General features: G+C 64.0%; 17 protein-coding genes. 12 read left to right on the top strand and 5 right to left on the bottom strand.

Features of this window, described 5'->3' with window-relative positions:
• Window positions 1-151: 151 nt before the first annotated feature.
• The 7 genes from mtrA (at window position 152) to secA (ending at window position 10,223) form a co-directional block, all read left to right on the top strand.
• On the top strand, window positions 152-829 hold the full coding sequence (mtrA, locus tag H4V95_RS05410) for an MtrAB system response regulator MtrA (RefSeq protein ID WP_171584106.1): 678 nt from the start codon (window positions 152-154) through the stop codon (window positions 827-829).
• 1 nt (window position 830) lies between these two features.
• Window positions 831-2,546 (top strand): MtrAB system histidine kinase MtrB, encoded by a 1,716-nt coding sequence (gene mtrB, locus H4V95_RS05415; protein ID WP_395939805.1) that lies wholly within the window; start codon window positions 831-833, stop codon window positions 2,544-2,546.
• Window positions 2,536-4,272, top strand: coding sequence for an LpqB family beta-propeller domain-containing protein (locus H4V95_RS05420; RefSeq protein ID WP_209729173.1), 1,737 nt, complete (start codon window positions 2,536-2,538; stop codon window positions 4,270-4,272). Before mtrB ends, H4V95_RS05420 begins: the two co-directional genes overlap by 11 nt.
• Before the next feature lie 105 nt (window positions 4,273-4,377).
• Entirely contained in the window at window positions 4,378-5,259 is an 882-nt protein-coding gene (locus H4V95_RS05425; protein ID WP_209729175.1) for a ComF family protein, read from the top strand.
• A gap of 160 nt (window positions 5,260-5,419) precedes the next feature.
• Window positions 5,420-6,148, top strand: a complete 729-nt coding sequence (gene hpf / locus H4V95_RS05430) for a ribosome hibernation-promoting factor, HPF/YfiA family (RefSeq protein WP_209729177.1) — start codon at window positions 5,420-5,422, stop codon at window positions 6,146-6,148.
• A gap of 32 nt (window positions 6,149-6,180) precedes the next feature.
• Window positions 6,181-7,392, top strand: a complete 1,212-nt coding sequence (locus tag H4V95_RS05435) for a winged helix-turn-helix domain-containing protein (RefSeq protein WP_209729179.1) — start codon at window positions 6,181-6,183, stop codon at window positions 7,390-7,392.
• A 95-nt stretch (window positions 7,393-7,487) separates the two neighbouring features.
• Window positions 7,488-10,223: a preprotein translocase subunit SecA gene (gene secA / locus H4V95_RS05440; protein ID WP_196865681.1), complete on the top strand. Its 2,736-nt coding sequence runs from the start codon at window positions 7,488-7,490 to the stop codon at window positions 10,221-10,223.
• A 1-nt stretch (window position 10,224) separates the two neighbouring features.
• On the opposite strand, the gene H4V95_RS05445 is transcribed toward secA, so the two are convergent.
• Both H4V95_RS05445 and H4V95_RS05450 read right to left on the bottom strand, forming a co-directional pair.
• Window positions 10,225-10,704 carry an Rv3235 family protein gene (locus tag H4V95_RS05445; protein WP_245345580.1) on the bottom strand — a complete coding sequence of 160 codons (480 nt, stop codon included), beginning with the start codon at window positions 10,702-10,704 and terminating at the stop codon, window positions 10,225-10,227.
• A gap of 13 nt (window positions 10,705-10,717) precedes the next feature.
• Complete coding sequence (locus tag H4V95_RS05450; RefSeq protein ID WP_209729180.1) at window positions 10,718-11,449, bottom strand: LysM peptidoglycan-binding domain-containing protein; 732 nt, start codon at window positions 11,447-11,449, stop codon at window positions 10,718-10,720.
• Between the two features lie 204 nt (window positions 11,450-11,653).
• On the opposite strand from H4V95_RS05450, the gene H4V95_RS05455 reads away from it, so the two are divergent.
• Window positions 11,654-12,205 (top strand): hypothetical protein, encoded by a 552-nt coding sequence (locus H4V95_RS05455; RefSeq protein ID WP_209729183.1) that lies wholly within the window; start codon window positions 11,654-11,656, stop codon window positions 12,203-12,205.
• A 24-nt stretch (window positions 12,206-12,229) separates the two neighbouring features.
• Here the strand turns inward: H4V95_RS05455 and H4V95_RS05460 are convergent, their stop codons facing one another.
• Window positions 12,230-12,469 (bottom strand): helix-turn-helix domain-containing protein, encoded by a 240-nt coding sequence (locus H4V95_RS05460; protein WP_209729185.1) that lies wholly within the window; start codon window positions 12,467-12,469, stop codon window positions 12,230-12,232.
• A 230-nt stretch (window positions 12,470-12,699) separates the two neighbouring features.
• Between H4V95_RS05460 and H4V95_RS05465 the strand changes: the two genes are divergently transcribed.
• Genes H4V95_RS05465 through H4V95_RS05480 form a run of 4 tightly spaced genes read left to right on the top strand, consistent with a single transcriptional unit; the run spans window position 12,700 to window position 21,066 of the window.
• A complete protein-coding gene (locus H4V95_RS05465) occupies window positions 12,700-13,353 on the top strand; it encodes a hypothetical protein (protein ID WP_245345581.1) in 654 nt (217 codons plus the stop codon).
• Window positions 13,350-14,711 carry a P-loop NTPase gene (locus tag H4V95_RS05470; RefSeq protein WP_209729189.1) on the top strand — a complete coding sequence of 454 codons (1,362 nt, stop codon included), beginning with the start codon at window positions 13,350-13,352 and terminating at the stop codon, window positions 14,709-14,711. The genes H4V95_RS05465 and H4V95_RS05470 overlap by 4 nt, the downstream gene beginning before the upstream one ends.
• Before the next feature lie 22 nt (window positions 14,712-14,733).
• Window positions 14,734-19,578 carry an NAD-glutamate dehydrogenase gene (locus H4V95_RS05475; protein WP_209729191.1) on the top strand — a complete coding sequence of 1,615 codons (4,845 nt, stop codon included), beginning with the start codon at window positions 14,734-14,736 and terminating at the stop codon, window positions 19,576-19,578.
• Between the two features lie 12 nt (window positions 19,579-19,590).
• Window positions 19,591-21,066, top strand: a complete 1,476-nt coding sequence (locus H4V95_RS05480; RefSeq protein WP_209729192.1) for a sensor histidine kinase — start codon at window positions 19,591-19,593, stop codon at window positions 21,064-21,066.
• 89 nt (window positions 21,067-21,155) lie between these two features.
• On the opposite strand, the gene H4V95_RS05485 is transcribed toward H4V95_RS05480, so the two are convergent.
• Window positions 21,156-21,404 carry a WhiB family transcriptional regulator gene (locus H4V95_RS05485; protein ID WP_019483052.1) on the bottom strand — a complete coding sequence of 83 codons (249 nt, stop codon included), beginning with the start codon at window positions 21,402-21,404 and terminating at the stop codon, window positions 21,156-21,158.
• Between the two features lie 287 nt (window positions 21,405-21,691).
• Window positions 21,692-22,555 carry a glucose-1-phosphate thymidylyltransferase RfbA gene (gene rfbA, locus H4V95_RS05490; RefSeq protein WP_209729194.1) on the bottom strand — a complete coding sequence of 288 codons (864 nt, stop codon included), beginning with the start codon at window positions 22,553-22,555 and terminating at the stop codon, window positions 21,692-21,694.
• Between the last annotated feature and the right edge of the window lie 40 nt (window positions 22,556-22,595).

The following is a 22,595-nucleotide window of genomic DNA, read 5'->3' on the forward strand; positions in this document are numbered from 1 at the left end:
TGTCCCCCCGGAACGATCGTTCCACTCGTGAACCCGTTTCCTAAAACTATAGTTACAAAGGAGGGGGGTTGAGGGAACTCTCCTCACTGTGGGGCGCGCGGAGAGTCCCCGCCAGTACAACATTGCCGCCGCAATGGGGGACTATGGAGATATGAAGGCACGCATTCTGGTCGTCGACGACGACGAAGCTCTGGCTGAGATGATCGGCATCGTACTGCGCAACGACGGGTTCGACCCGGTGTTCTGCGCCGACGGTTCCCAGGCGTTGGAAATCTTCAGGAGCTCCAAACCGGACCTGGTGCTGCTCGATCTGATGCTGCCCGGGATCGACGGGATTGAGGTCTGCCGGCAGATCCGCAACGAGTCGGATCTGCCTATTGTCATGCTGACGGCAAAATCCGACACGTCCGACATTGTGCGGGGCCTCGAATCCGGGGCTGATGACTACGTTCCCAAGCCCTTCAAGCCGGCCGAACTGGTGGCCCGGGTCCGGGCCCGGCTCCGGCCAGGGGATCAGAAGGCCCCGGAAACACTGCGGATCGGCGAGGTCACCATCGACGTCGCAGGCCACTCGGTGGTCCGTGCGGGCGACCGTATCTCGCTGACACCGCTGGAGTTCGATCTGCTCGTGGCGCTGGCACGCAAACCGTGGCAGGTGTTCACCCGTGAACTGTTGCTGGAGCAGGTCTGGGGCTACCGGCACGCTGCTGATACCCGGCTCGTTAACGTTCATGTGCAACGGCTGCGGTCGAAGATCGAGCGCGACCCCGAGGCACCTGAGATTGTGCTGACGGTCCGCGGCGTCGGATACAAGGCAGGACAGGGGTAAGTTGGAGCGCGCTTCAGCCACGGTTCGGGACCGGCTGTCGGAGCTGGCCTCCCAGACCTGGGCCCTGATCCGGCGAGGGCTGTCGCGGACGGCCCTGCAGTGGCGCCGATCGCTGCAGTTCCGCACCGTGGTCTCCACCCTGCTGCTCACCGCGCTGGCCTTCGCCGCGGTCGGTGCGTTCCTCTCCAACCAGATTGCCTCCGGGCTGTACGAGGAGCGGTTCGAGCAGTTCCGTGCCGAGTCCAGCAACGGGCTGACCGAAGTGGAAGCGATCTTCAGCAGCGCCTCCACCACCGACCAGGAATCCACCACCCAACTGGTGCGGGACACCCTCCCCAGTCTGGAGGGTGGTGGCGCGGACGCACCCCGCCGCTACCTTCTCGCAATCATCCCCGACCAGACCACTGACCTGTACATGGCACCGTTCGGCAGCGACGGCCTGCTGGAATCCAGTGTCATCCCGCAGACGATGGTTGACGCCGTCAGAAACGGTGATGACCAGTACTGGTCCGCCACCTCCATCAAGTCCGACACCGGGGAACGTGTGCCAGGTCTGGCATTCGGCACCAAGGTAACCCTGCCGCCCGCGCAAACCGAGTACGCCCTCTACCTGATCTACGATCTGTCGTCGATGCAGGCAACCCTGGATTACATCCACGGGGTGATCTGGATTGCCGGCACGCTGCTGCTGGTTACCATCGGGGCCATCGCCTGGTTTGTCACCCGCAGCGTCGTGGGACCGGTCAGCCACGCGGCAGTGGTGTCCGAGAAGCTCGCGTCCGGACACCTGCAGGAACGGATGGACGTCAAGGGGGAGGACGAGGTGGCACGGCTGGGGGCTTCGTTCAATCACATGGCCGAGAGCCTGCAGGACCAGATCACCCAGCTCGCCCAGCTGTCCCAGATGCAGCAGCGCTTCGTCTCGGATGTTTCGCATGAGCTGCGCACCCCGCTGACCACCGTCCGCATGGCCGCGGAGGTGCTCCATGATGCCCGTGCCAATTTCGACCCCATCAACCGGCGGTCGGCGGAGATCCTGTACAACCAGGTGGAGCGGTTCCAGGCCCTGCTCGCCGACCTGCTGGAAATCTCGAGGTTCGACGCTGGCGCCGCGGTGCTTGAGCCGGAATCTATCGATATCTTCCAGATAGTCCGGTACGTCATTGACGGAGCTCAGCCGCTCGCTGATGCCTGTGGCTCCGAACTGACTATCATCTCGCGCGAGACCGAGTGCGTCGTCGAAGTGGACCCGCGACGGATCGACCGGATCCTGCGGAACCTCGTAGTCAACGCGTTGGAGCACGGCGACGGGAAGCCGGTCGTCATCTATATCGCTTCCAACCCCGACGCCGTCGCTGTGGCGGTCCGGGATTACGGCATTGGGATGACCCCGCTGGAGGCCTCCCGGGTCTTCGACCGGTTCTGGCGGGCTGACCCGGCACGCGCCCGGACCACCGGGGGCAGCGGGCTGGGACTGTCCATCGCCACCGAGGACGCCCACCTGCATGGCGCCTGGCTGCAGGCATGGGGCTCGCCGGGCAAGGGCGCCTGTTTCCGTCTGACCCTGCCCAAGCTGCGCGACTCGGTGCTCAAGGTTTCGCCCCTCCCGCTTCCCCCACGCAAGGGCGGGGTGCCGGAACGGCCACCGGTCGGAACCACCCCCGAGTCGCTGCCCCAACTGCACACGATGGTGAAGGGATCTTTCGATGCCCGCTGAGAGACGAACCCTGACCCGGTCCCTGATGCTGGCGTTGCTGCCCCTCCTGCTGGTCATCACCGGCTGCTCATCGATCCCCACCTCCGGTCCGGTGGGAGTCATCACCGCCGACGACGGGTCCGATGCCACGGAGCCGCTCATCTTCAACCCGCTCGGCCCCACCGAGGACGCCGACCCGGAGTCGCTGCTGGCATCCTTCATCACCGCTGGCAGGGGGGCAGCGGGGGATTACGAAATAGCCAGGGACTACCTCACCGAGGAGTTTGCCGATCAGTGGCAGCCTGAGGAACGCATCATTGTCTATAACGCCAGCCCGCAGATTTCAGCGACCCCCGTGGAGGGGGTTTTCCAGATCCAGCTTGAGGTCGAAGGGACGATCGATGCCGAGGGTATCCGGAGGAGCGCGGCGGCCACCACCACCGAGTCAGTCACCGCCGAAATGGTTCAGGATGCCGATGGGCAGTGGAGGATCACCTCTATTCCCAACGGCATCATGATCTCCTCGATCGACGCTGAGTTGTTGCTGCGAACCTACAGCCTGTACTTCTACAGCAGCTCCTTCGAGCGCTGGGTGCCGGACGTCAGGTGGTTCGTAAACCGCACAGCCATTGCCGCCAACATTGTGGAGGCGATGCTTGAGGGCCCGGCGCCTTATCTGCAGGGGTCGGTGACCAGCGCCTTCCCTGAGAGCACCACTCTGGGCGTTGAGTCGGTCCCGATTGTCTCGGGCACAGCGACGGTGGAGCTATCAGCCGATGTGCTGCAGGAGACCAGCGACCTGGTCCGCCAGCAAATGCAACAGCAACTGCGCGCGAACCTCGCTGGCCTGAACACCGTGAATGCGGTGGAGATGACTGTCTCCGGGCAGCCGGTGTTTCTGGGCGACGGGGAAAACCTTCCACACCCAAACCTCATCGTCCCGGTTGGTGACCCGCCAGTGGGCAACGAACAGGTCGTGGTGTCCGGCGATGAGCTCTTGCTGTACCAGGCGGACCAGACGGTAGTCATCGATGCGATGCCGTCCGTGGCTGCACTGGACCCGCAGGATCCGGCGATGTCGTTGACCGGAACGGACTTTGCGTTTCTTAACGGGAACCGCACCCGCCTTTACACCACGGGGCCCGAACGGGAAGTCGTCATCGTTGCCACCGGCCGGTCGTTGACCGCTCCGAGCTTCGACCCCGACAACTGGGTCTGGACAGCCAGTACCGACGGAGACGGGCAGGGCGGCACCGTCACCGCAGTGCCCCCCGGCGGTACCCAGGACAGCGCAGTCACCGTGATTGCGCCGTGGCTGGCCGATGTCGCAGTCCTCGAACTCAGGGTCTCCCGGGACGGCTCACGGGCGCTGGTCGTGACCGAGCAGGACGGGGTCAGCCGGGTGCTGCTGGCCGGAATCATCCGCAACAACGACCGAACGCCGCAGTCACTGGCCACCCCGCAGGAACTCTTTGCCAGTGGGCCGGTCAATACCGCCAAGTGGGTCAACGAGGACACAGTAATCGTCGCGGAAACGCAAGCCGAGGCTAAGGTGGTCCCGGAGTTCCTCGGCCTCGATGGGAGCTCCGAGGCCCTGGCTCCCCTGGACGGGATCATCCACATCAGCGCCGGCACCGGCACGACGGCCATCTTTGCTGGCACTCCCGAGGGGGTCCGGAACCGGGTCGGCGATACCTGGTCCGACCAGCCGGTGGAAGGTGTCGCCGACCCGGCGTTTCCTGGCTAACCTTCAGCCATCGGGCCAGCCGGCTGCTCCCGACGGGCGCTGGGGTTATCCACATCCGCCGCCCGGTAGGACCGCCGGCCGTGGTGCATCGCCACAGTAGAGGTTATGCATTGGCACGAGCGGAGAGTGACACGGCTGGCCGCCGTCGCCGTCTGGCTCGATGGTGTCCTGCAGCGTCCGACGACGGTTCGGCTGCTCGGTGCCGGCCGGGACTTCTGGTCTCTGGTCCTTCCCACCGAATGTGCCGCCTGCACCTCGCCTGCGGTGACACTGTGCCCCGAGTGTCTAGCGAGGGTCCGGGCGGCGACGGTCCGCCCCTTCCGTGCCGACGGGGGAGCGGACGCCCTGCCTGCAGCTGAAGGCTACGAGGGTGGCCCGGGTGATCCCACTGATATTGACGTCCTGCCGGTGACCGCAGCGGGGCACTACCGGGGCACCGTGTCCCGGTTGCTCCTGTCCTACAAGAATCGCCGCCGCACCGACGTCGGGCGGCCCCTGCAGGCAGCGCTCGCGGGCGCCCTGCAAACAGCTGTCCAGGGGATCCGGAAGCGTGGTGAACAGGGCATGATTTTGTTGGTGCCTGTGCCATCGAGGGGCGCGTCGATGCGTCGTCGCGGCTACGATCCGCTTGGCCTCCTGCTTGCAGGCCTGGACCGGAGGGGTGAGCTGCCGGCAGGGTGTCATGTCGCTGCCCTGGTGGTCTACCGTGGTGCTTTGACCGGGGAACCGTCCGTTCTCGCCAGCCGCGCCAGGCCGGTCAGCCAGAAGGGTCTGGGCGGCTCCCAACGGCGGATCAATGTCCATGCCAGCATGGCGTTGAGGCCGGGCCGCTGTCTACCGCCCGGAGCCGTCTGCCTGGTAATCGACGACGTCCTGACCACGGGGGCCACCATCGCCGAAGTGACGCGGGTCCTGCGACACGCCGGAGCAATCGTGGCTGGGGCGGCCGTCGTCGCTGCCACACCGGCGCCGTCCCGCTCCCGGTGAAACGTAGTCGAAATAAACCCCTCTGAAGGTAGGAATATCGGGGCTGGGTGAACTAACGTGAGGTATGGGTATCTTGACGAAGACAGGTACCCGTCGACAGCGGCTGGAAGCACGACTCCCCGGCCGCTGTTGTGTCACCTAAGCGATTTTGGAGGGCACCATGGAGTTTTTGATCAGTGGTCGAAATCTGTCAGTTTCGGACCGTTTTCGTGAGTACGCCGAAGAGAAGATCGATAAGATCGAGCAGCTCGGCGATAAGGTGCAGCGGCTTGAGGCGAAAGTCACCAAGGAGCCCAATGCCCGGAACGCGGACAGCGCGCTCACCGTCGAACTCACCGTCCTCTGTAAGGGCCCGGTGATCCGAGCTGAGGCATCAGCGGCAGACAAATTTGCAGCCTTCGACCTCGCATACAGCAAACTGCTGGAGCGACTCCGCCGGGCCAGAGACCGCCGGAAAGTGCACCACGGACGCCACACCCCCCTGGCTGTCCGTGAGGCCACAGCTGATCTTGAACCCGCCAGCACCACCGCGCCGCTGTACCTTGAGGTGCAGTCCGCCGATGCCGAGCCTGACATTGAGAAGACAGTGGTCGATGGCTACGAAACCGAGAATGACATACCCGCGGGAGACTCGCCGGTACTGATTCGCCGAAAGGTCTTCTCGGGGACCCCCATGGCGCTCGAGGACGCCGTCGACAACATGGAGCTGGTGGGACACGACTTTTACCTCTTCATCGATTCGGCGACGGGCGCGCCGTCGGTGGCGTACCGCCGGCAGGGCTGGACCTACGGTGTCATCACCCTGGACGCCAAGTGCGCTGAGGGGACAGAGGATCCGCGCGAGGAGCTGCTCGCCTACCGGGCGAGGGAAGCAGCCGCTTCCGCTTAGCCAGCGGGGGAGGACACGGTTAGTGTCAGGGTATGACCAGTGTTCTCACCCAGTCGCAGGCCCGGCGCATAGCACTCGGCGCCCAGGGACTGGCTAACGTAAGGCCCACCGGCCCCGCTACGGCGCGGCAGGTGGGCCTTACCTTTGACCGCCTGCAGTTGCTCCAGATCGATTCTGTCAATGTGCTCGCCCGCAGCCACTATCTTCCGCATTTCTCCCGGCTGGGCAACTATGACCGCGACCAGCTGGACCGCCTGGCTGGCAAGCATCCCCGTCGGATGGTCGAGTACTGGGCACACGAAGCCAGTTTCATTCGCCCCGAGCTATTCCCCTATCTGCGGCCGCTCCAGGAGCGGCGTTGGGTGGGGGCGAGCTCAGTGCCTGAGGGGCTCAGGGAATCCCTGCGGGAGCGGATCCTTGAGGTGCTCGCCGTCAGTCGCCCCCTTACCGCCGGGCAGCTACAGCTAAGGCTTGGTCACGAAGAGATCCGCAGCGCTGACCAGTGGGGGTGGAACTGGAATTCGGTGAAGCGGGTGCTGGAGGACATGTTCGAGCGGGGGCAGGTATCCTCGGCCGGGCGAACCCCGTCCTTTGAACGACGTTACGGGCTTTCGTCACGGGTGTTGCCGGATCCACAGGCGGCGGTGATGGAGGTGGATCCCGCCGAGGCTCAGCTGGTGCTCATCGAGCGTGCGGCCCGCGCTCAGGGGGTGGGGACGCTGAGGTGCTTGGCCGACTATTTCCGGCTGCCGCTGACGGCGAGCGAGACGGCGGTCGAGACGCTGGTTGCCCGCGGGACGCTCAGCCGGGTCACGATTTCGGGGTGGGGTAAACCAGCTTTCCGCCATGTCGGATCGGTGCTCCCACGAAGAGCCGAGGGAAGGGCGCTGCTCAGCCCCTTTGATTCGATGGTCTTCGAACGACGCCGGTTGTCGGCACTGTTCGGGTTCGACTACCGCCTGGAGATCTACACCCCTGCTGAAAAACGGCGGTACGGCTACTATGTGCTGCCGTTTCTGCTGCGGGAGACGATGGCCGCGCGGATCGATCTGAAGGCCGACCGGGCGACCGGGCGGCTCCTGGTGCGTGGAAGCCACGCCGAGCCCGATGCGCCGTCGGACACCGCTGCGGAACTAGCGGCCGAACTGAGGCTGATGGCAGCATGGCTGGGGTTGCATGAGGTGGTGGTTGAACAGAACGGGAACATCGCGGCGGCCCTGAAGCTGGCAGTTTCCCACGAATAGCGGGCCGGGCGGGTACCGACTCGACAGGACAAGTCGTCTCTCCCGTAGACTGAACACGCCAGATTTCGGCGCACCTAGATTGGGAGCAAATACCAGTGCCATCACTTCTTGAACGAGTCCTCCGCACCGGCGATAAGAAGACACTGAAGAAACTCCGGAACTATGCTGACGCCATCAACGTCCTGGAGGACGAGTTCCGCGAGATGAGCGACGACGACCTCAGGGGCGAGGCCGACAAGCTGAAGCAGCGTTTCGCCGATGGTGAGACCCTCGACGATCTGCTACCCGAGGCGTTCGCGGCCGTCAGGGAGGCCTCCAGCCGCACCCTGAAGCTGCGGCAGTTCGACGTCCAGTTGATGGGCGGCGCCAACCTGCACCTGGGCAACATCTCCGAAATGAAGACCGGCGAGGGCAAGACCCTGGTGGCGGTGGCCCCCGCGTTCCTCAACGCGCTTTCGGGCAAAGGAGTCCACATTGTCACCACGAACGACTATCTGGCGGAGTACCAGTCGGAGCTGATGGGACGGGTGTTCCGGTTCCTGGGCATGACCTGCGGCTGCATTCTGTCCAAGCAGGATCCGGCAACCCGCCGCGAGCAGTACAATTCCGACGTCACCTACGGCACCAACAACGAGTTCGGGTTCGACTATCTCCGCGACAACATGGCGTGGAGTGCTTCCGAACTGGTGCAGCGCGGCCACAACTTTGCGATCGTTGACGAGGTTGACTCCATCCTGATCGACGAGGCACGCACCCCGCTGATCATCTCCGGTCAGGCCTCCGGCGACGTCAACCGGTGGTACACGGAGTTCTCCAAGGTGGTCAGAAAATTGGAGAAGGACACCGACTACGAGGTCGACGAGAAAAAGCGCACGGTTGGCGTCCTGGAGGACGGCATCGAAAAGGTTGAGGACTACCTCGGAATCCAGAACCTCTACGAATCAGCCAACACCCCCCTGATCGGCTTCCTGAACAACGCGATCAAGGCCAAGGAGCTGTTCAAGAAGGACAAGGATTACGTGGTCCTCAATGGTGAGGTCATGATTGTCGACGAGCACACCGGCCGTATCCTGGCTGGCCGCCGCTACAACGAAGGCATGCACCAGGCCATCGAGGCCAAGGAGGGGGTGGAGATCAAGGCCGAGAACCAGACCCTCGCGACCGTGACCCTGCAGAACTACTTCCGCCTCTACGAAAAGCTCTCCGGCATGACCGGTACGGCCGAAACCGAGGCCGCCGAGTTCATGGCCACCTACAAGCTCGGCGTGGTTCCCATCCCCACCAACCGCCCCATGGTGCGCGCCGACCTGTCCGATCTCATCTACAAGAATGAAATTGCCAAGTTCGACGCCGTCGTGAAGGACATTGTTGAACGGCACGAGAGCGGGCAGCCGGTTTTGGTTGGTACCACCAGCGTGGAGAAGAGCGAGTACCTCTCGAAGCAGCTGGCGAAGGCCGGCATCCGCCACGAGGTGCTGAATGCCAAGAACCACTCCCGCGAAGCAGCCATCGTCGCCCAGGCGGGGAGGAAGGGCGCCGTCACCGTCGCCACCAACATGGCCGGTCGTGGCACCGACATTATGCTCGGCGGCAACGCCGAGTTCAACGCGATCGCGGAACTGGAAAAGCGGGGCCTGAGCCCTGTCGACAGCCCCGAGGACTATGAAGACCAGTGGCCTTCAGCGCTGGATGCCGCAAGGAACGCGGTTGAGTCCGAACACAACGAGGTCCGCGATCTTGGCGGCCTCTATGTGCTGGGCACCGAACGGCACGAGTCACGACGAATTGATAACCAGCTCCGCGGGCGTTCCGGCCGCCAGGGGGATCCGGGACGGTCGCGCTTCTACCTTTCCCTGACGGATGACCTGATGCGCCTGTTCAACTCCGGGGCAGCTGAACGCATCATGAACAGCTCCACCATGCCCGACGACGTGGCACTGGAATCGAAGCTCGTGTCCAAGGCGATTGAAAGCGCACAGGGCCAGGTGGAGGGCCGCAACGCCGAACAGCGCAAGAACGTCCTGAAGTACGACGATGTGCTGAACCGTCAGCGCGAGGCGATCTACGGAGACCGGCGTCGTATCCTCGAGGGTGGTGACCTGCACGAAAAGGTGGCCTTCTTCCTCGAAGACGTGGTGACGGCAATGGTTGACGAAGCCACCGCCCAGGGCCACGGCGATGATTGGGACTACGAGCAGCTCTGGACCAACCTTCGAACCCTGTACCCGATCAGTCTCACGATCGACGAGGTCCTGGACGAGGCCGGCGGCCCGTCGAAGGTGACCCGCGACTTCCTGCACGCCGAAATTCTCTCCGACGCGAAGCTCGCCTACCAGACCCGTGAGGAAGCGCTCGGCGAGCAGACCATGCGCGAACTTGAGCGTCGGGTGGTGCTCTCAGTGATCGGCCGCAAATGGCAGGAACACCTGTACGAGATGGACTACCTCAAGGAAGGGATCGGGCTGCGGGCCATGGCCCAGCGCGACCCGCTGGTCGAGTACCAGCGTGAAGGGTTCATCCTGTTCCAGGCGATGATGGAAGCCATCCGCGAGGAAAGCATCGGTTTCCTCTTCAACCTTGAGGTCGAAGTGGGCGCTCCTGCGCCCACCGGTCTCCCCGGGGTGACCGATGGGCGTGGCCTCGTCCAGGCACCGACCATCAAGGCCGCGGGCCTCGATGCTCCCGAGAAGCCGGCAACCCTGAACTTCTCCGCCCCGAATGCGCAGGGCGAGGTGGAAACCCGCGTGGAGCGGAACTCTTCAGCCAAGGCCGAGTCCAACGGAACGACTCGGGCTGAAATCAGGGCGGCAGCCAAGCGTAGGAAGAAGTAGCTCACCCGATTTCCAGCGCAGTCACCTTCCAGTGCCCGCGTCGACGCTCCAACCGAAGGGCGACGGCGCGGGCTCTGTGGTTCTCGTAGGTTACGGCGGCAGCCTCGTAGACGTAGGCATTGACGCGACAGGTGCGAACCGTGCGAACCGACACGTTGCGGTGCAGGAGTTGATCGGGCTGACCGCTGGCCGCTGCGGCCCGGTTGAGGGTCCGCACCAGGTTGGCGCGGAGCTGGAGACGCTCGTAGCTGGGCGGATCCAGCCAGTCGGCAAGCTGCTGCAGGGGGCGGGAACCACCCAGGACCTCGAGCGCTGCCTGCACCACCGAGCGGGCAATCCGCTGCACCTGCGCTGCCGCAGCAACCTCCTCGGGTGTTGCCTGGGGTGCGGAACCCGCGGGTAGCGGGCTGCCTCGATCAGCGGCGGTCGCGATGGATCCGGCGCTGCGAGGGCGGGAGAGTTGGGCCTGGACGGTCATCATAATCCTTCGGTTGCTACCGGGGCTCCTGTGGCACCCGTAGGAGCTGCCCTGGCAGGAGCAGATCAGGGTTGTCGCCGATCACCTGACGGTTCTCGTGATGCCATCGCGGCCACGCCTGTGCTATCTCGACGTCGGTGGCGAAGGGCCCGAGCTGGCGGGCCGCGATCGTCCACAGCGAGTCCCCGGGTCCCACCTCGATGACAACCGGCACCGGACGGCTTGATGGGAGGGATCGGCGCAGCTCCCCACGCAGCAGGGGCCCGTTTTCCACCGGTCCGGGACGTGGTTTCCACTGAGGTTCGATTGCCGGGAGGTCGGCCGCGGAGGTGGCCACCTGGTCCCCGGCCAGCACCATCGGGCTGGAGGCGTCGGGGCCAGCGGTGAGGGGAAGGGCGAAGGCTGGTGCGGAACCGCCTATCACCAGCTGTAACCCCAGCACAGCTGACGCGAGTCGCTTCATAAACTGCGGCGAGAGGGCTCCTGTCACGAGGGCAGCCCGCTCGAGCCCGCCGCGGCGGAGGCCTTCACTGAGCAGGGCAAGCGCGAGGGCCGCCGCCCACCACCCGACCAGAACCATGCCTGCCGTCGACGCCGCTACCCCCAGCAATCCTTCCAACCGCTGGTAGCTAGTGAACCGGCTGGCGTTGCCGCGGATTGCCTCCCCTGACAGGTAAAGCCCCAGGGCGAGGAAAGCGATCATGATTACCGGGATGATGTCCCGTCGGTACGTCTTCACTGTGTCCATCTCGACTCCTCAAAGGGTGTCCAGTCCATGAAGGTTCAGGCGTTTCTCGCGTTCGACTGATCCATTCTTCTGATCTGATCTCAGAAGAACGTAGAAGTTTGATGCAGTTTGTGTCGTTTTAATGAGATATAAGTAATTTGTACACCCTGGTCGTCTAGCCTGTCTATCCTTGACCGTGCTTTTGTTGTCCCCTAGGCTGACCCGGTGCGATGGGATGCGCTGTTTCTGGACCTGGAATCGCAGTTCGCCGCGGCCGACCTGATCGCCGTCGAAAACGAGATCGCCGAGCGGACACGCCGGGAGCAGGTGTCCGTCCCCCTGATGGGGCGACTCCGCGGACAAACAGGATCAGTGGTGCGGATACGCACCCGGTGCGGCACCGTCTTTGGCGGTGAAGTGCATCATGTCGGAGCGGAGTGGGTGGTCCTCGGGACAGGATCCGGCCCAGCAATGATCCCCGCGGCAGCCATCGGATCGGTGGAAGGGCTGGGACGGCACACGGCTCCCGAGCGCTCAGCCGTGACGGCCCGGCTGGGGCTGGGTTCCGTTTTCAGGGCATTTGCGAGGGACCGGACGTCGCTCACCATTCAACTGGCGGCGGACGGCACCCGCATCAATGGGACCATTGACCGGGTGGGACGGGATTTCTTTGAACTCGCGTCGGTGCCGTCAGGGGAGCTGCGGCGTCCAGATAGCGTTGCGTCAGTGGTGCTGATCCCCTTCAGCAGCGTCGAGGCGGTATTGTCGCGCTCATGACCGGGCATCACCGATTCGGGTGGGCTACCGGGGGCTACTGTCGCGCACAGGTCCCGCCGCGCCGTCCCTGACAGCGGCCGCCGACCTCTCGTACGCCCGGGCAATGAATTCTTCCAGGACCTGGGACTCCACCCGCCACTGCCCCCTTCCGCCAATCTGAATGGCCGGTAGGTCGCCGGAGCGGACCAGCGCATAGGTTTGCGACGACGAGATATTCAGCACCTCGCCCACATCGGCGAGCGTCAGGAATCGCTTCTCAGCCACGATTGACCGCCTTTCGTTCCATCTGTCAGGGAACCGTTACGCCTGACGAACCATTTGACTCCAATCTTGCCATCACGCGGAACGGTTTACGGGGATTATCCACAGTTTGGAATCAGTTGGCTCGGGAGGATGTATTTTGACTCGGCAGTGCACGAGAATTGCAGGGCACGTCAAAACTAGTCGCGGCTGGAGAATGGGGCGGCCGGAAACTGTAGGAGGCCGTGTTGAGCATGGTGACAACTACCCCGGATCGCGATGAGTCCCCGGTCCGGCTCAGGAAACCGTCGTGGCGGGACCCACGCCTTCTCGTCGGATTGCTGCTGGTCCTTGCCTCGGTTGCAGCGGTGACAGCATTGGTCGGAAATGCTGACCGCACTACCGATGTTTATGTCGTCCGAACCGAGATACCCGTCGGTGGGCCAGTCACCGCCAAGGACCTGTCGGTGGTCGCCGTCCGGCTGGGCGAACTCGAACCTGCCTATCTCCGCGTGGACGAGCGGATCCCGGAGGCAGCGGTCGCGATGGGCGTGCTGCGGGAGGGGGAGTTGGTGGCCCGTGCATCCTTGGGTCGTGCCGATGATCTGGACCGCAAACCCATTGGGCTCACCATCGACGACCCGCTGCCGGCCGGCACGGTGACGGGTTCCCGGGTCGATGTGTGGGTTGCGTTCGAAGGCGCGGGCGGTACCGTCGAGCCTCCAACGCAGCTGCTCGAGGCAGCCGAAATATCGGAGCTCACCGTGTCCGAGTCGGCGCTCGGCGGGGGCAACGGATCGACTCTGGTCCATATATTGGTCGCCGAAGATGCTCTCCCGGATCTCCTGAATGCTCTCCTCAATGAGGCGCGGATCGCACTGGTCCTCAACCCGTCCGGCGCACCATGAGCATCCCGGTGGTGACCTGCGGGCGGACCGCCCGCGAGTGTGTCACCGGTTTGGAGCAGCTTCGGGGTCCTGTCACCGTCGTGCGGTGGTGCGCGGATCTGCCCGAAGTGATCGCGGTATGCCAGACGGGCCTGGCCCGCGCCGTGATCCTGTCCACCGACGCCGGTGAGCTGACAGCTTCACTGATCGAACGGCTCCGGAACGCCGAGGTGGCGGTGGTGGTCCTGGCGACGGATGAGGGCGATCGGCACCGTCTCGACGCGCTCGGGGTCGCCCACACGAGGGCCAACGTTGGCGCGGCGGCCCTCGCCACGATGGTGGAAGCCGCAGTCCAGCTGGCAGCGGAGGGGCCCGCTCCCGGCGCCGGGAGTGTTTCCTATGCTGATCCCGCCGTTGCCCTGGAGCGGGCAGCGCCCGGACCAGGGCCCGGTGGCAACGAGTCGGCACCTGCCGAGGTGGGGGAGGTGATGGCGGTTTGGGGTCCCGCCGGGTCCCCGGGGCGGACCACCGTCGCCGTTAATCTGGCAGCCGAGCTCGCGGCGGGTGGGCGGGCGGTACTGCTCATCGATGCCGATACCTATGGAGCGAGCGTCGCGGCGTCCTTGGGATTGCTCGACGAATCGGCAGGTCTCGCGCAGGCCTGCCGGTTGGCCGACCAGGGATCATTGGACCTGACGGGACTCAACCGGGCTATCACCCGCCTAGCTGTGAGAGGGGCACACCTCGGCGTCCTGACCGGAATCACCCGCGCCGACCGCTGGACCGAGTTGCGGCCGGCGGCGCTGACCAGAGTGCTCGAACTGGCGCGGTCGATCGCCGATGTGACAATAATCGACTGCGGATTCTGTCTGGAAACCGATGAGGAACTGAGCTTCGACACGGTCGCACCGCGCCGGAACGCGGCCACGCTGTGCTGCCTCAGCGAAGCGGACACCGTTCTTGCGGTGGGCGCGGCGGACGCCGTCGGCCTACCGAGGTTAATTCGTGCGCTGGCTGACCTCGAAGCTTCGGTGCCCACCGCGAAACCACGGGTGGTCCTGAACAAGGTGCGGGCTGCAGCGGTCGGCCGTGGCCCTGAACGGCAACTCCGGGAGGCGTGGGACCGATTCGGTCCGTCGCAGTCGGTGGATGCGTTCCTGCCGGCGGACTTCCCCGCCGTCGATTCCGCGCTGTTGGGAGGGTCGGTGCTGCTCGAATCAGCGCCCCGTTCACCCCTTCGTACCGCGATCGCCGGGCTGGCCGGTGTACCGATTGAACAACTGCGGCGCAGCCGCGTTGGAGCAGGCCACAACGAAGTGAAGTTTTCCCTCAACGGCGTTAGGCTCTTGGGTAAGGGGCCGCAAAGGAGCGGCCTTTAATTTCGTTTATGGAGGCGTTTTCATGTCGTCTGGATCCAGCATCACGGACCAGTCAAGTTCTGACACTTCTACCGGAGAGTTCATCGATCACTACTATGAACATCTCGCCGAGGAGGACGCCAAGGCACTGACAGCTGAAGCGCTCAAGGAGCGCGCCCTCCGGCACCGCGGATTGGCCGAGAACCGCACGTCGGGTGAAGCCGCTGTAGACATTTTCGACCAGTCGGACGCCAGCGTCGTCATGATCGTCACGGACGATATGCCCTTCCTGGTCGACTCGGTCACCGCCGAACTGGTCCGCCATCAGGTAGCGATCCGGCTCGTCATGCACCCCACCTTCATCGCCACCCGCGACCGCCAGGACGCCACGCTGCGCCGGCTGCAGCGTGTGCCATCCACGGCCGGCGTCTCCAGCGGTGACACCGCCGCGCTGCCAAATGTCTCCCACCTGATTGCCGACGGCGACGTCGCCGCGCACATCGAGTCGTGGATCGCCGTCGAAGTGGGGCGCATCCTCGATGATGATCGTCGCAAGCAAATCATCTCAGGCCTGCTCAGTGTCCTCAGGGATGTGCGCGCCGCCGTCGAGGACTGGCCAGCCATGCGGGGCAAGGTCCGCGAGATCGCCGCCTCTCTGGACACCGTGCCGGGCGGGGAGGACATTCCCGACCTTGACCAGGCGAAGGAGCTGCTCACCTGGCTTGATGGTGGAAACTTCACCTTCCTGGGCTTCAAGGAATATGATCTGGTCACCGACGACGACGGTCAGGACGTCCTCCGGATCGCTGAGGGAGACGGGCTGGGGTTGTTGCGGCACCCCGTGGGTGGGCGACGGATCCAACAGCTGACCAGCGCAGGAAAAGCAAAGGCCCGCGAGAAGCGCGCCCTGGTGATCACCAAGGCGAACTCGCGGTCCACGGTGCACCGTGCCGCCTACCTCGACTACATCGGCGTGAAGCGCTTCGATGCGCAGGGCAACGTGAACGGCGAACGCCGCTTCATCGGCCTGTTCGCGACCAGCGCGTACACCGGTTCGGTGCGCGGGGTTCCCATCGTGCGCGACAAGGTGGACGCCGTCCTGCGGCAGTGCGGATTCCCGCGGGACTCCCATTCCGGCAAGGACCTGCTCTCCATTCTCGAAACCTACCCCCGCGATGAGCTGTTCCAGATCGAGGTGCAGGGCCTCATCAGCACGGCAATGGGGATATTGCGACTGCAGGAGCGGCGCCGGACGCGTCTGTTCCTGCGCCCCGACATATACGGGCGTTTCATGTCCGCACTCGTGTTTTTGCCCCGCGACCGCTACACCACGGGTGTGCGGCTGAGGATCGAACAGGAGCTGCGTCAGACGTTCAAGGCGGAGTCCATCGACTACGAGGCGCGGATCAGCGAGTCCGCCCTCGCGCGCCTGTTCTTCCGGATCAGGCTCCCACGAGGTGCCGAGGTGGCCCAGGTCGAACCAGCTGAGCTGGAACAGCGCCTGGTCGGAGCGGCCCGGTCATGGTCCGAGGGAATCGATGAAGTGGTGCGCGGCCGGTTTGACCGGCGGACCGCCGAGGAAGTGTCAGGGCTGTGGGCCGAAGCCTTCCCAGCGAGCTACCGCGTGGACTACGAGGTCGAGGACGCGCTCAAGGACATCGAACGGTTTGAACGCTGCGACGCGAACTCGCCCGCCGCGCCGGTCATGCACGTCTACGTCCCTGAGGGTGCCGGGGACAACCTGGAGGAGGACGCACGGCTGAAGCTCTACCTCACTGAGCCGAAAAGCCTGAGCCAGATCCTCCCGTTCCTGCACAACCTCGGATTGGAAGTGCTCGACGAACGGCCGTTCGAGATCGAGCGCTCCGACGGTCGAGAGTTTTTCCTGTACGACCTTGGCCTGAAATACCCGGCCGGCATCGATCCGCTGAGCACGGGGCGTCTGCTTGAGCAATCCTTCGCCGCGGCTGTGGCTGGGTCCTCGGAATCCGATCCCTTTGACCGGTTGGTGCTGAAGGAGAACCTGCGCTGGCGCCAAGTCGTGATCCTGCGCAGCTACGCGAAGTACATGCGGCAGATGGGCAACACCAATTCGTACGGTTTCGTCGCCGATACGCTTCTCGCCAACGGGGCAGTAGCCCGCGCCCTGGTGACCCTGTTCGAGGCGAGGTTCGACCCTGACCTTGACGCCGAGGACCGGACCGCCACCACTGAGAGCGCACGCGAAGCCGTCGAGGCGGGACTCGAGCAGGTCCCTACCCTTGACGCCGACAAGGTACTGCGCACCTTCGACAACCTGATCGACGCAACCCTGCGAACAAACTATTTCCAGGACAAGCGCCACGTGAGCTTCAAGCTCGACACGTCCGCCATCGACGGAGCACCCTACCCGCGGCCGAAGTTCGAGATCTGGGTCTACTCGCCGCAGGTGGAAGGTGTCCACCTGCGCTTCGGCAAGGTTGCCCGCGGCGGCCTGCGCTGGTCGGACCGCAGGGAGGATTTCCGGACCGAAGTACTCGGACTGGTCAAAGCCCAGACGGTGAAGAACGCGGTGATTGTTCCAACCGGCGCGAAGGGTGGTTTCTTCGCAAAGCAACTCCCCAACCCTGCTGTCGACCGTGCAGCGTGGATGGAAGAAGGCAAGTCCAGCTATCGCACCTTCATCAGGGCGCTGTTGGACATCACCGACAATCTGGTGACCGGCGAGGACGGCGAGACGGTGGTTCCCCCGCCCCGTGTGGTCCGGCACGACAATGACGACAGCTACCTGGTGGTCGCAGCTGACAAGGGCACCGCCGCGTTCTCTGACATCGCCAACGAACTGTCGGCCGAGTATGGCTTCTGGCTGGGCGACGCGTTCGCCTCCGGCGGCTCGGTGGGATACGACCACAAGGCGATGGGCATTACCGCCCGTGGGGCCTGGGAATCCGTGAAACGGCACTTCAGCGAGTTCGGTATCGACACGCAGTCCGAAGAGTTCACGGTCGTGGGCGTCGGCGACATGAGTGGCGACGTGTTCGGCAACGGCATGCTCCTTTCCGAGCACATCAGGCTCGTGGCCGCTTTTGACCACCGCCACATCTTCCTCGATCCGGCCCCCGATGCTGCGGTTTCCTTCGCCGAGAGGTCGAGGCTGTTCGACCTGCCGCGATCCAGCTGGGAAGACTACGACGAATCGCTGATCAGCGCCGGTGGCGGCATCTACCCACGCCATTCGAAGACGGTCCCCATCTCGGACCAGGTGCGTTCAGTCCTGGGTCTCGACGAGTCGATCACCACCCTGAGTCCGCCCGAACTCCTCCGTGCCATCCTCTCGGCTCCGGTGGATCTGCTGTACAACGGCGGCATCGGAACCTATGTGAAGGCATCGAGTGAAACCCACGCCGTGGTGGGGGATAAGGCCAACGATGCCATCCGGGTGAACGGCGACCAGCTGCGCGCCCGCGTGGTGGGCGAGGGTGGGAACCTGGGGATGACCCAACTGGGCCGGATCGAGGCGGCGCTGCACGGCGTCGTCCTGAACACTGACGCGATCGACAATTCGGCCGGTGTCGACTGCTCTGACCATGAGGTCAACATCAAGATCTTCGTCGACCGCCTGGTGAGAACCGGAGCCCTCCCGGCAGGGGAGCGCGCCGAATTCCTGCACTCGATGACCGATGAGGTGGGTCGACTCGTCCTGAAGGACAACGTCGACCAGAACGTTCTGCTCCTCAACGACCGGCAGCGGGTCGTGGAATGGAGCCCGAGCTTCGAGAGGTTGATGGATTGGCTTGAGACGAACGCCGATCTGAACCGCGAACTGGAGGCATTGCCCACCACCGAGGTGCTCAGGGCCCGGGTGGAATCGGGTCAGGGCCTCACCTCGCCTGAGCTGTCGGTTCTTGCGGCGTACGTCAAGATCGAGTTGACCAAGGCCCTGACCAGCAGCGATCTGACCGACGATCCCTGGTTCGGCAGGACCCTGCGCGAGTACTTCCCGAAGCAGCTGGCGGAGCGTTTCGGTAGCCAGCTGGACACCCATCCGCTGCGTCGGGAGATCATCTCGACGGTGATCGCCAACGACATGATCAACATGGGAGGGATCACCTTCGCCTTCCGGGTGATGGAGGAAACATCGGTGTCCGGCCCGGTAATCGCACGGGCATTTGTCGCGCTCCGGGAAATCTATGATCTTGATGTTCTCGTGAACGCGCTCGGTGAGCTCCCCCCCAGTTTCCCCACCGACCGTTGGTCGGCGGTCCACCTCGACATGCGGCGCCTGTTGGACCGGGCTGTTCGCTGGTTCGTGAACAACGTGGGCCAGGGAACCTCGGTGGCCGAGGACATCGAGTTGTTCAAGCCGCTGATGGATCCGCTGCGCACGCATCTGGTGGACTACGTCCGCGGCAGTGACAGGGAACGGGTTGAACGGTGGTTTTCCCGGGCCGAGGAGTGGGGACTGCCGGACGACATCGCGCGCCACTGGGCGGAGCAGTTTGAATCCTTCGGGTTGCTGGATATCGCTTTGATCGCCCAGCAGATAGACGAGCCCGTGGACCGGATCGCCCAGGTCTACTACGCGGTCTACGACAGGTTCGCGGTCGACAATCTGCTGGAGCGGATCACCACCCTTCCGCGGATGGACCGGTGGCAGGCGCTCGCCAGGGCCGCTCTGCGGGATGACCTCTACTCCACCATCGCCGACATGACGGTTTCAGTGATGAAGGCGTCCTCGTTCTCGAAGCATGCCGAAGCCGGGGAGCGTCTCGACACCTGGGAGCAGCAAAACGCTGAGATGCTGGAGCGCGCGCGGCACATGTTCGTCGAGGTCAACCAGCTGGAACGTGATGACATGGCATCCCTGTCGGTGGCGCTGCGGCTGCTCCGGTCGATCGTGCGACGGTAGGCGGGGGCGTCAGTGGCAATCTTCACCGATCCGATCCGCGAGTACGCTCATTTCGGTCCGGGAGATGCGGAGTGGCTGCATCTGCTGGTGGGGGACTGGCAGATGGTCGCGGACCTCGCGTTCGCCGACCTTGCTCTCTGGTTCCCTCTGGACGACGGCGGATATGTCGCCCTGGCCCACGTTCGTCCGTCGACGTCCCACACCGTTTTCCACACCGACTTTGTCGGCGAGCGGATCCGTGCTGACCTTTTGCCGCTTGTCGACAAGGCCTGGCAGAGCCAGCAGATGGAACGGTCAGGGGACACCAACTGGACCACTGAAATGGCCATGCGGGTCGAGGCCGTCCCGATGGTGCGGAACGGGCGAACCCTCGCCGTCGTCACCTCCCACATGGATCTGTCCAGCTCACGGATGCCGTCCAGGCTGGAGTTGACCTACCGGCAATGCGCCCACGACCTGCTGAGGATGGGCACCCTCGGGTTGTGGCCCGACTTCGCGACCCCGACGGGTTCGCGCCGCGGAGCGCCACGCGTGGGTGACGGGTTGATCCGGCTGGATGTGGAGGGTGTCATCCAGTATGCGAGCCCCAACGGTGTGTCGGCGTTCAGGCGGCTCGGTGATGCTGAAACGCTCGAAGGAAGGTCTCTGGCGGAGGTCGCCACGTCACTTCTCACCGACCGTCGACTGGTCGATGAGACGCTCCCGCTGGTGGTGACCGGCAGGATGCCCTGGCGGACCGAAATCGAATCCCGTGGCGTCAGCCTGTCACTGCGTGCCATCCCGCTCCGCGACGAAAAGGACCGGTTCGGTGCGCTGGTGCTCTGCCGGGATGTGTCTGAGCTTCGCCGCAGGGAAATGGAGTTGGTGTCCAAGGACGCGACCATCCGCGAAATCCATCACCGGGTGAAGAACAACCTCCAGACCGTCGCGGCCCTCTTACGGATGCAGTCGCGCCGGATGGTGAGCGATGAAGGCAAGCAGGGTCTTGAACAGGCCATGCGGCGGGTGGGGACAATTGCGCTGGTCCACGAGACCCTGTCCCAGGGGCTCTCTCAGAGTGTCGATTTCGACGAGCTCATCGCCCGCCAATTCCGGCTGTCGGCCGAGGTCGCGTCGCCTGCCCACGAGGTGCGCACCGAGCGTGCCGGCTCTTTTGGTGAGCTGCCCAGTGACTTTGCCACGCCGTTGGCACTGGTGATTAACGAACTGGTGACAAACGCGGTGGAGCATGGGCTGTCGGAGCGAACGGGCACAGTGTGGTTGCTGGCAAATCGGCGGAAGAGCGCCAACGGCGACGAGATCCTCAATGTGACGGTCGCGGACGACGGCGTTGGGCTGCCCAACGGAGCCCACAAGGAGGGTCTGGGTCTCCAGATCGTCAGGACACTGGTGATGAGCGAGCTGGACGGCACTATCACGTGGGAGCCCCGAGAGGGCGGCGGCACTGCTGTGACCATCGAGCTGGGCCTGCACGACAACCGCACATAACAGCGGACCGCCACCGAAAGGGTGGCGGTCCGCTGTTTCCTGCAAGACAAATTGGTCCGTCAGGGACCAGGAAGCGTCGCTGAGCTCCGCTAGGAGGCCCGGCGTGCGCGGGCTGCCCGGCGCTTGAGCGCCCGACGCTCGTCCTCGCTCAATCCACCCCAGACCCCTGCGTCCTGGCCGGATTCGATTGCCCACTGAAGGCAGGTGTCAACTACCTGGCAGCGGCGACAGACGCTCTTGGCTTCCTCAATTTGAAGAAGGGCAGGCCCAGTGTTTCCGACCGGGAAGAACAGTTCCGGGTCCTTGTCCAGGCATGCAGCGCGGCTACGCCAATCCATGTATGATCACTTTCTCCTTCGGCCATTCGAGATTGTGAAAACATTCACGAACGGCCACATAGTAAAGGGGCCCGTACGGCCCCCGATTTCTTCTTCCTCAAGGCTGTCACGTTAAATTCAGCCAAACAAGAGGTTGGAAGCGCTTAATTGTGCAATGTGGTGAGTTATGCATCACAACCGTTGTCATTACGGGCATCGCAAGTGCCACGTGAACACCAATCGACTATGTCGGCTGGTTACTTCCGTGTCAAGACCCCTCCCGTCGAGTGACGGAGCAATCGAGGTCCTCAGCCGTCCAAGAGATTAAGCAGATACTGGCCGTACCCGCTCTTCAGGTACGGTGTCGCGCAATCCTTTAGCTGGTCATCGGTGAGAAAGCCCTGCCGCCAGGCCGTCTCTTCGGGGCAACCGATGGACAGTCCCTGACGCTTCTGCACGGTGCGGATGAAGTCGGACGCGTCGGTCAGGGAGTCGAATGTTCCGGTATCCAACCATGCGGTACCGCGGGGGAGAATCTCGACGTGCAACTTGCCCCGGGAGAGGTACTCCATGTTCACATCGGTGATCTCCAGTTCGCCCCGGGGCGATGGTCGCAGTGAACCGGCGATGTCCAGTACCGAGTTGTCATAGAAGTAGAGCCCGGGAACCGCATAGTTGCTCTTGGGGTGATCAGGCTTTTCTTCGAGCGACACCGCCCGCTTCTCGTCATCAAATTCGATGACACCATATGCCGAAGGGTTAGCCACCCAGTACCCGAACACCGCTCCGCCGTCGATCCCGCTGAACCGCTGGAGCTGGGTGCCCATCCCGGGTCCGTAAAAAATGTTGTCCCCGAGCACCAGCGCCACCGACTCGGAACCCACATGGTCAGCGCCGAGAATGAACGCTTGGGCGAGTCCCTCAGGCCGCGGCTGCTTCACGTAGGTCAGGGAAATGCCAAACCGTGAGCCGTCTCCGAGCAGGTTTTTGAAGTGCTCGGCATCGTGCGGCGTCGTCACCACCAGAATGTCCCTGATCCCCGCAAGGATCAGGGTGGACAAAGGGTAATAGATCATCGGCTTGTCGTACACGGGCACCAACTGCTTGCTGACCCCCAGTGTGATGGGGTGAAGCCGAGATCCCGTGCCGCCTGCCAGAATTATTCCCTTCATGGTCGTTATGCTATCCGGAGCAGGCCCCGGGAATCGGCGA

This window comes from Arthrobacter sp. CAN_C5 (assembly GCF_017875735.1).
In the GTDB taxonomy this organism is placed as follows: domain Bacteria; phylum Actinomycetota; class Actinomycetes; order Actinomycetales; family Micrococcaceae; genus Arthrobacter_D.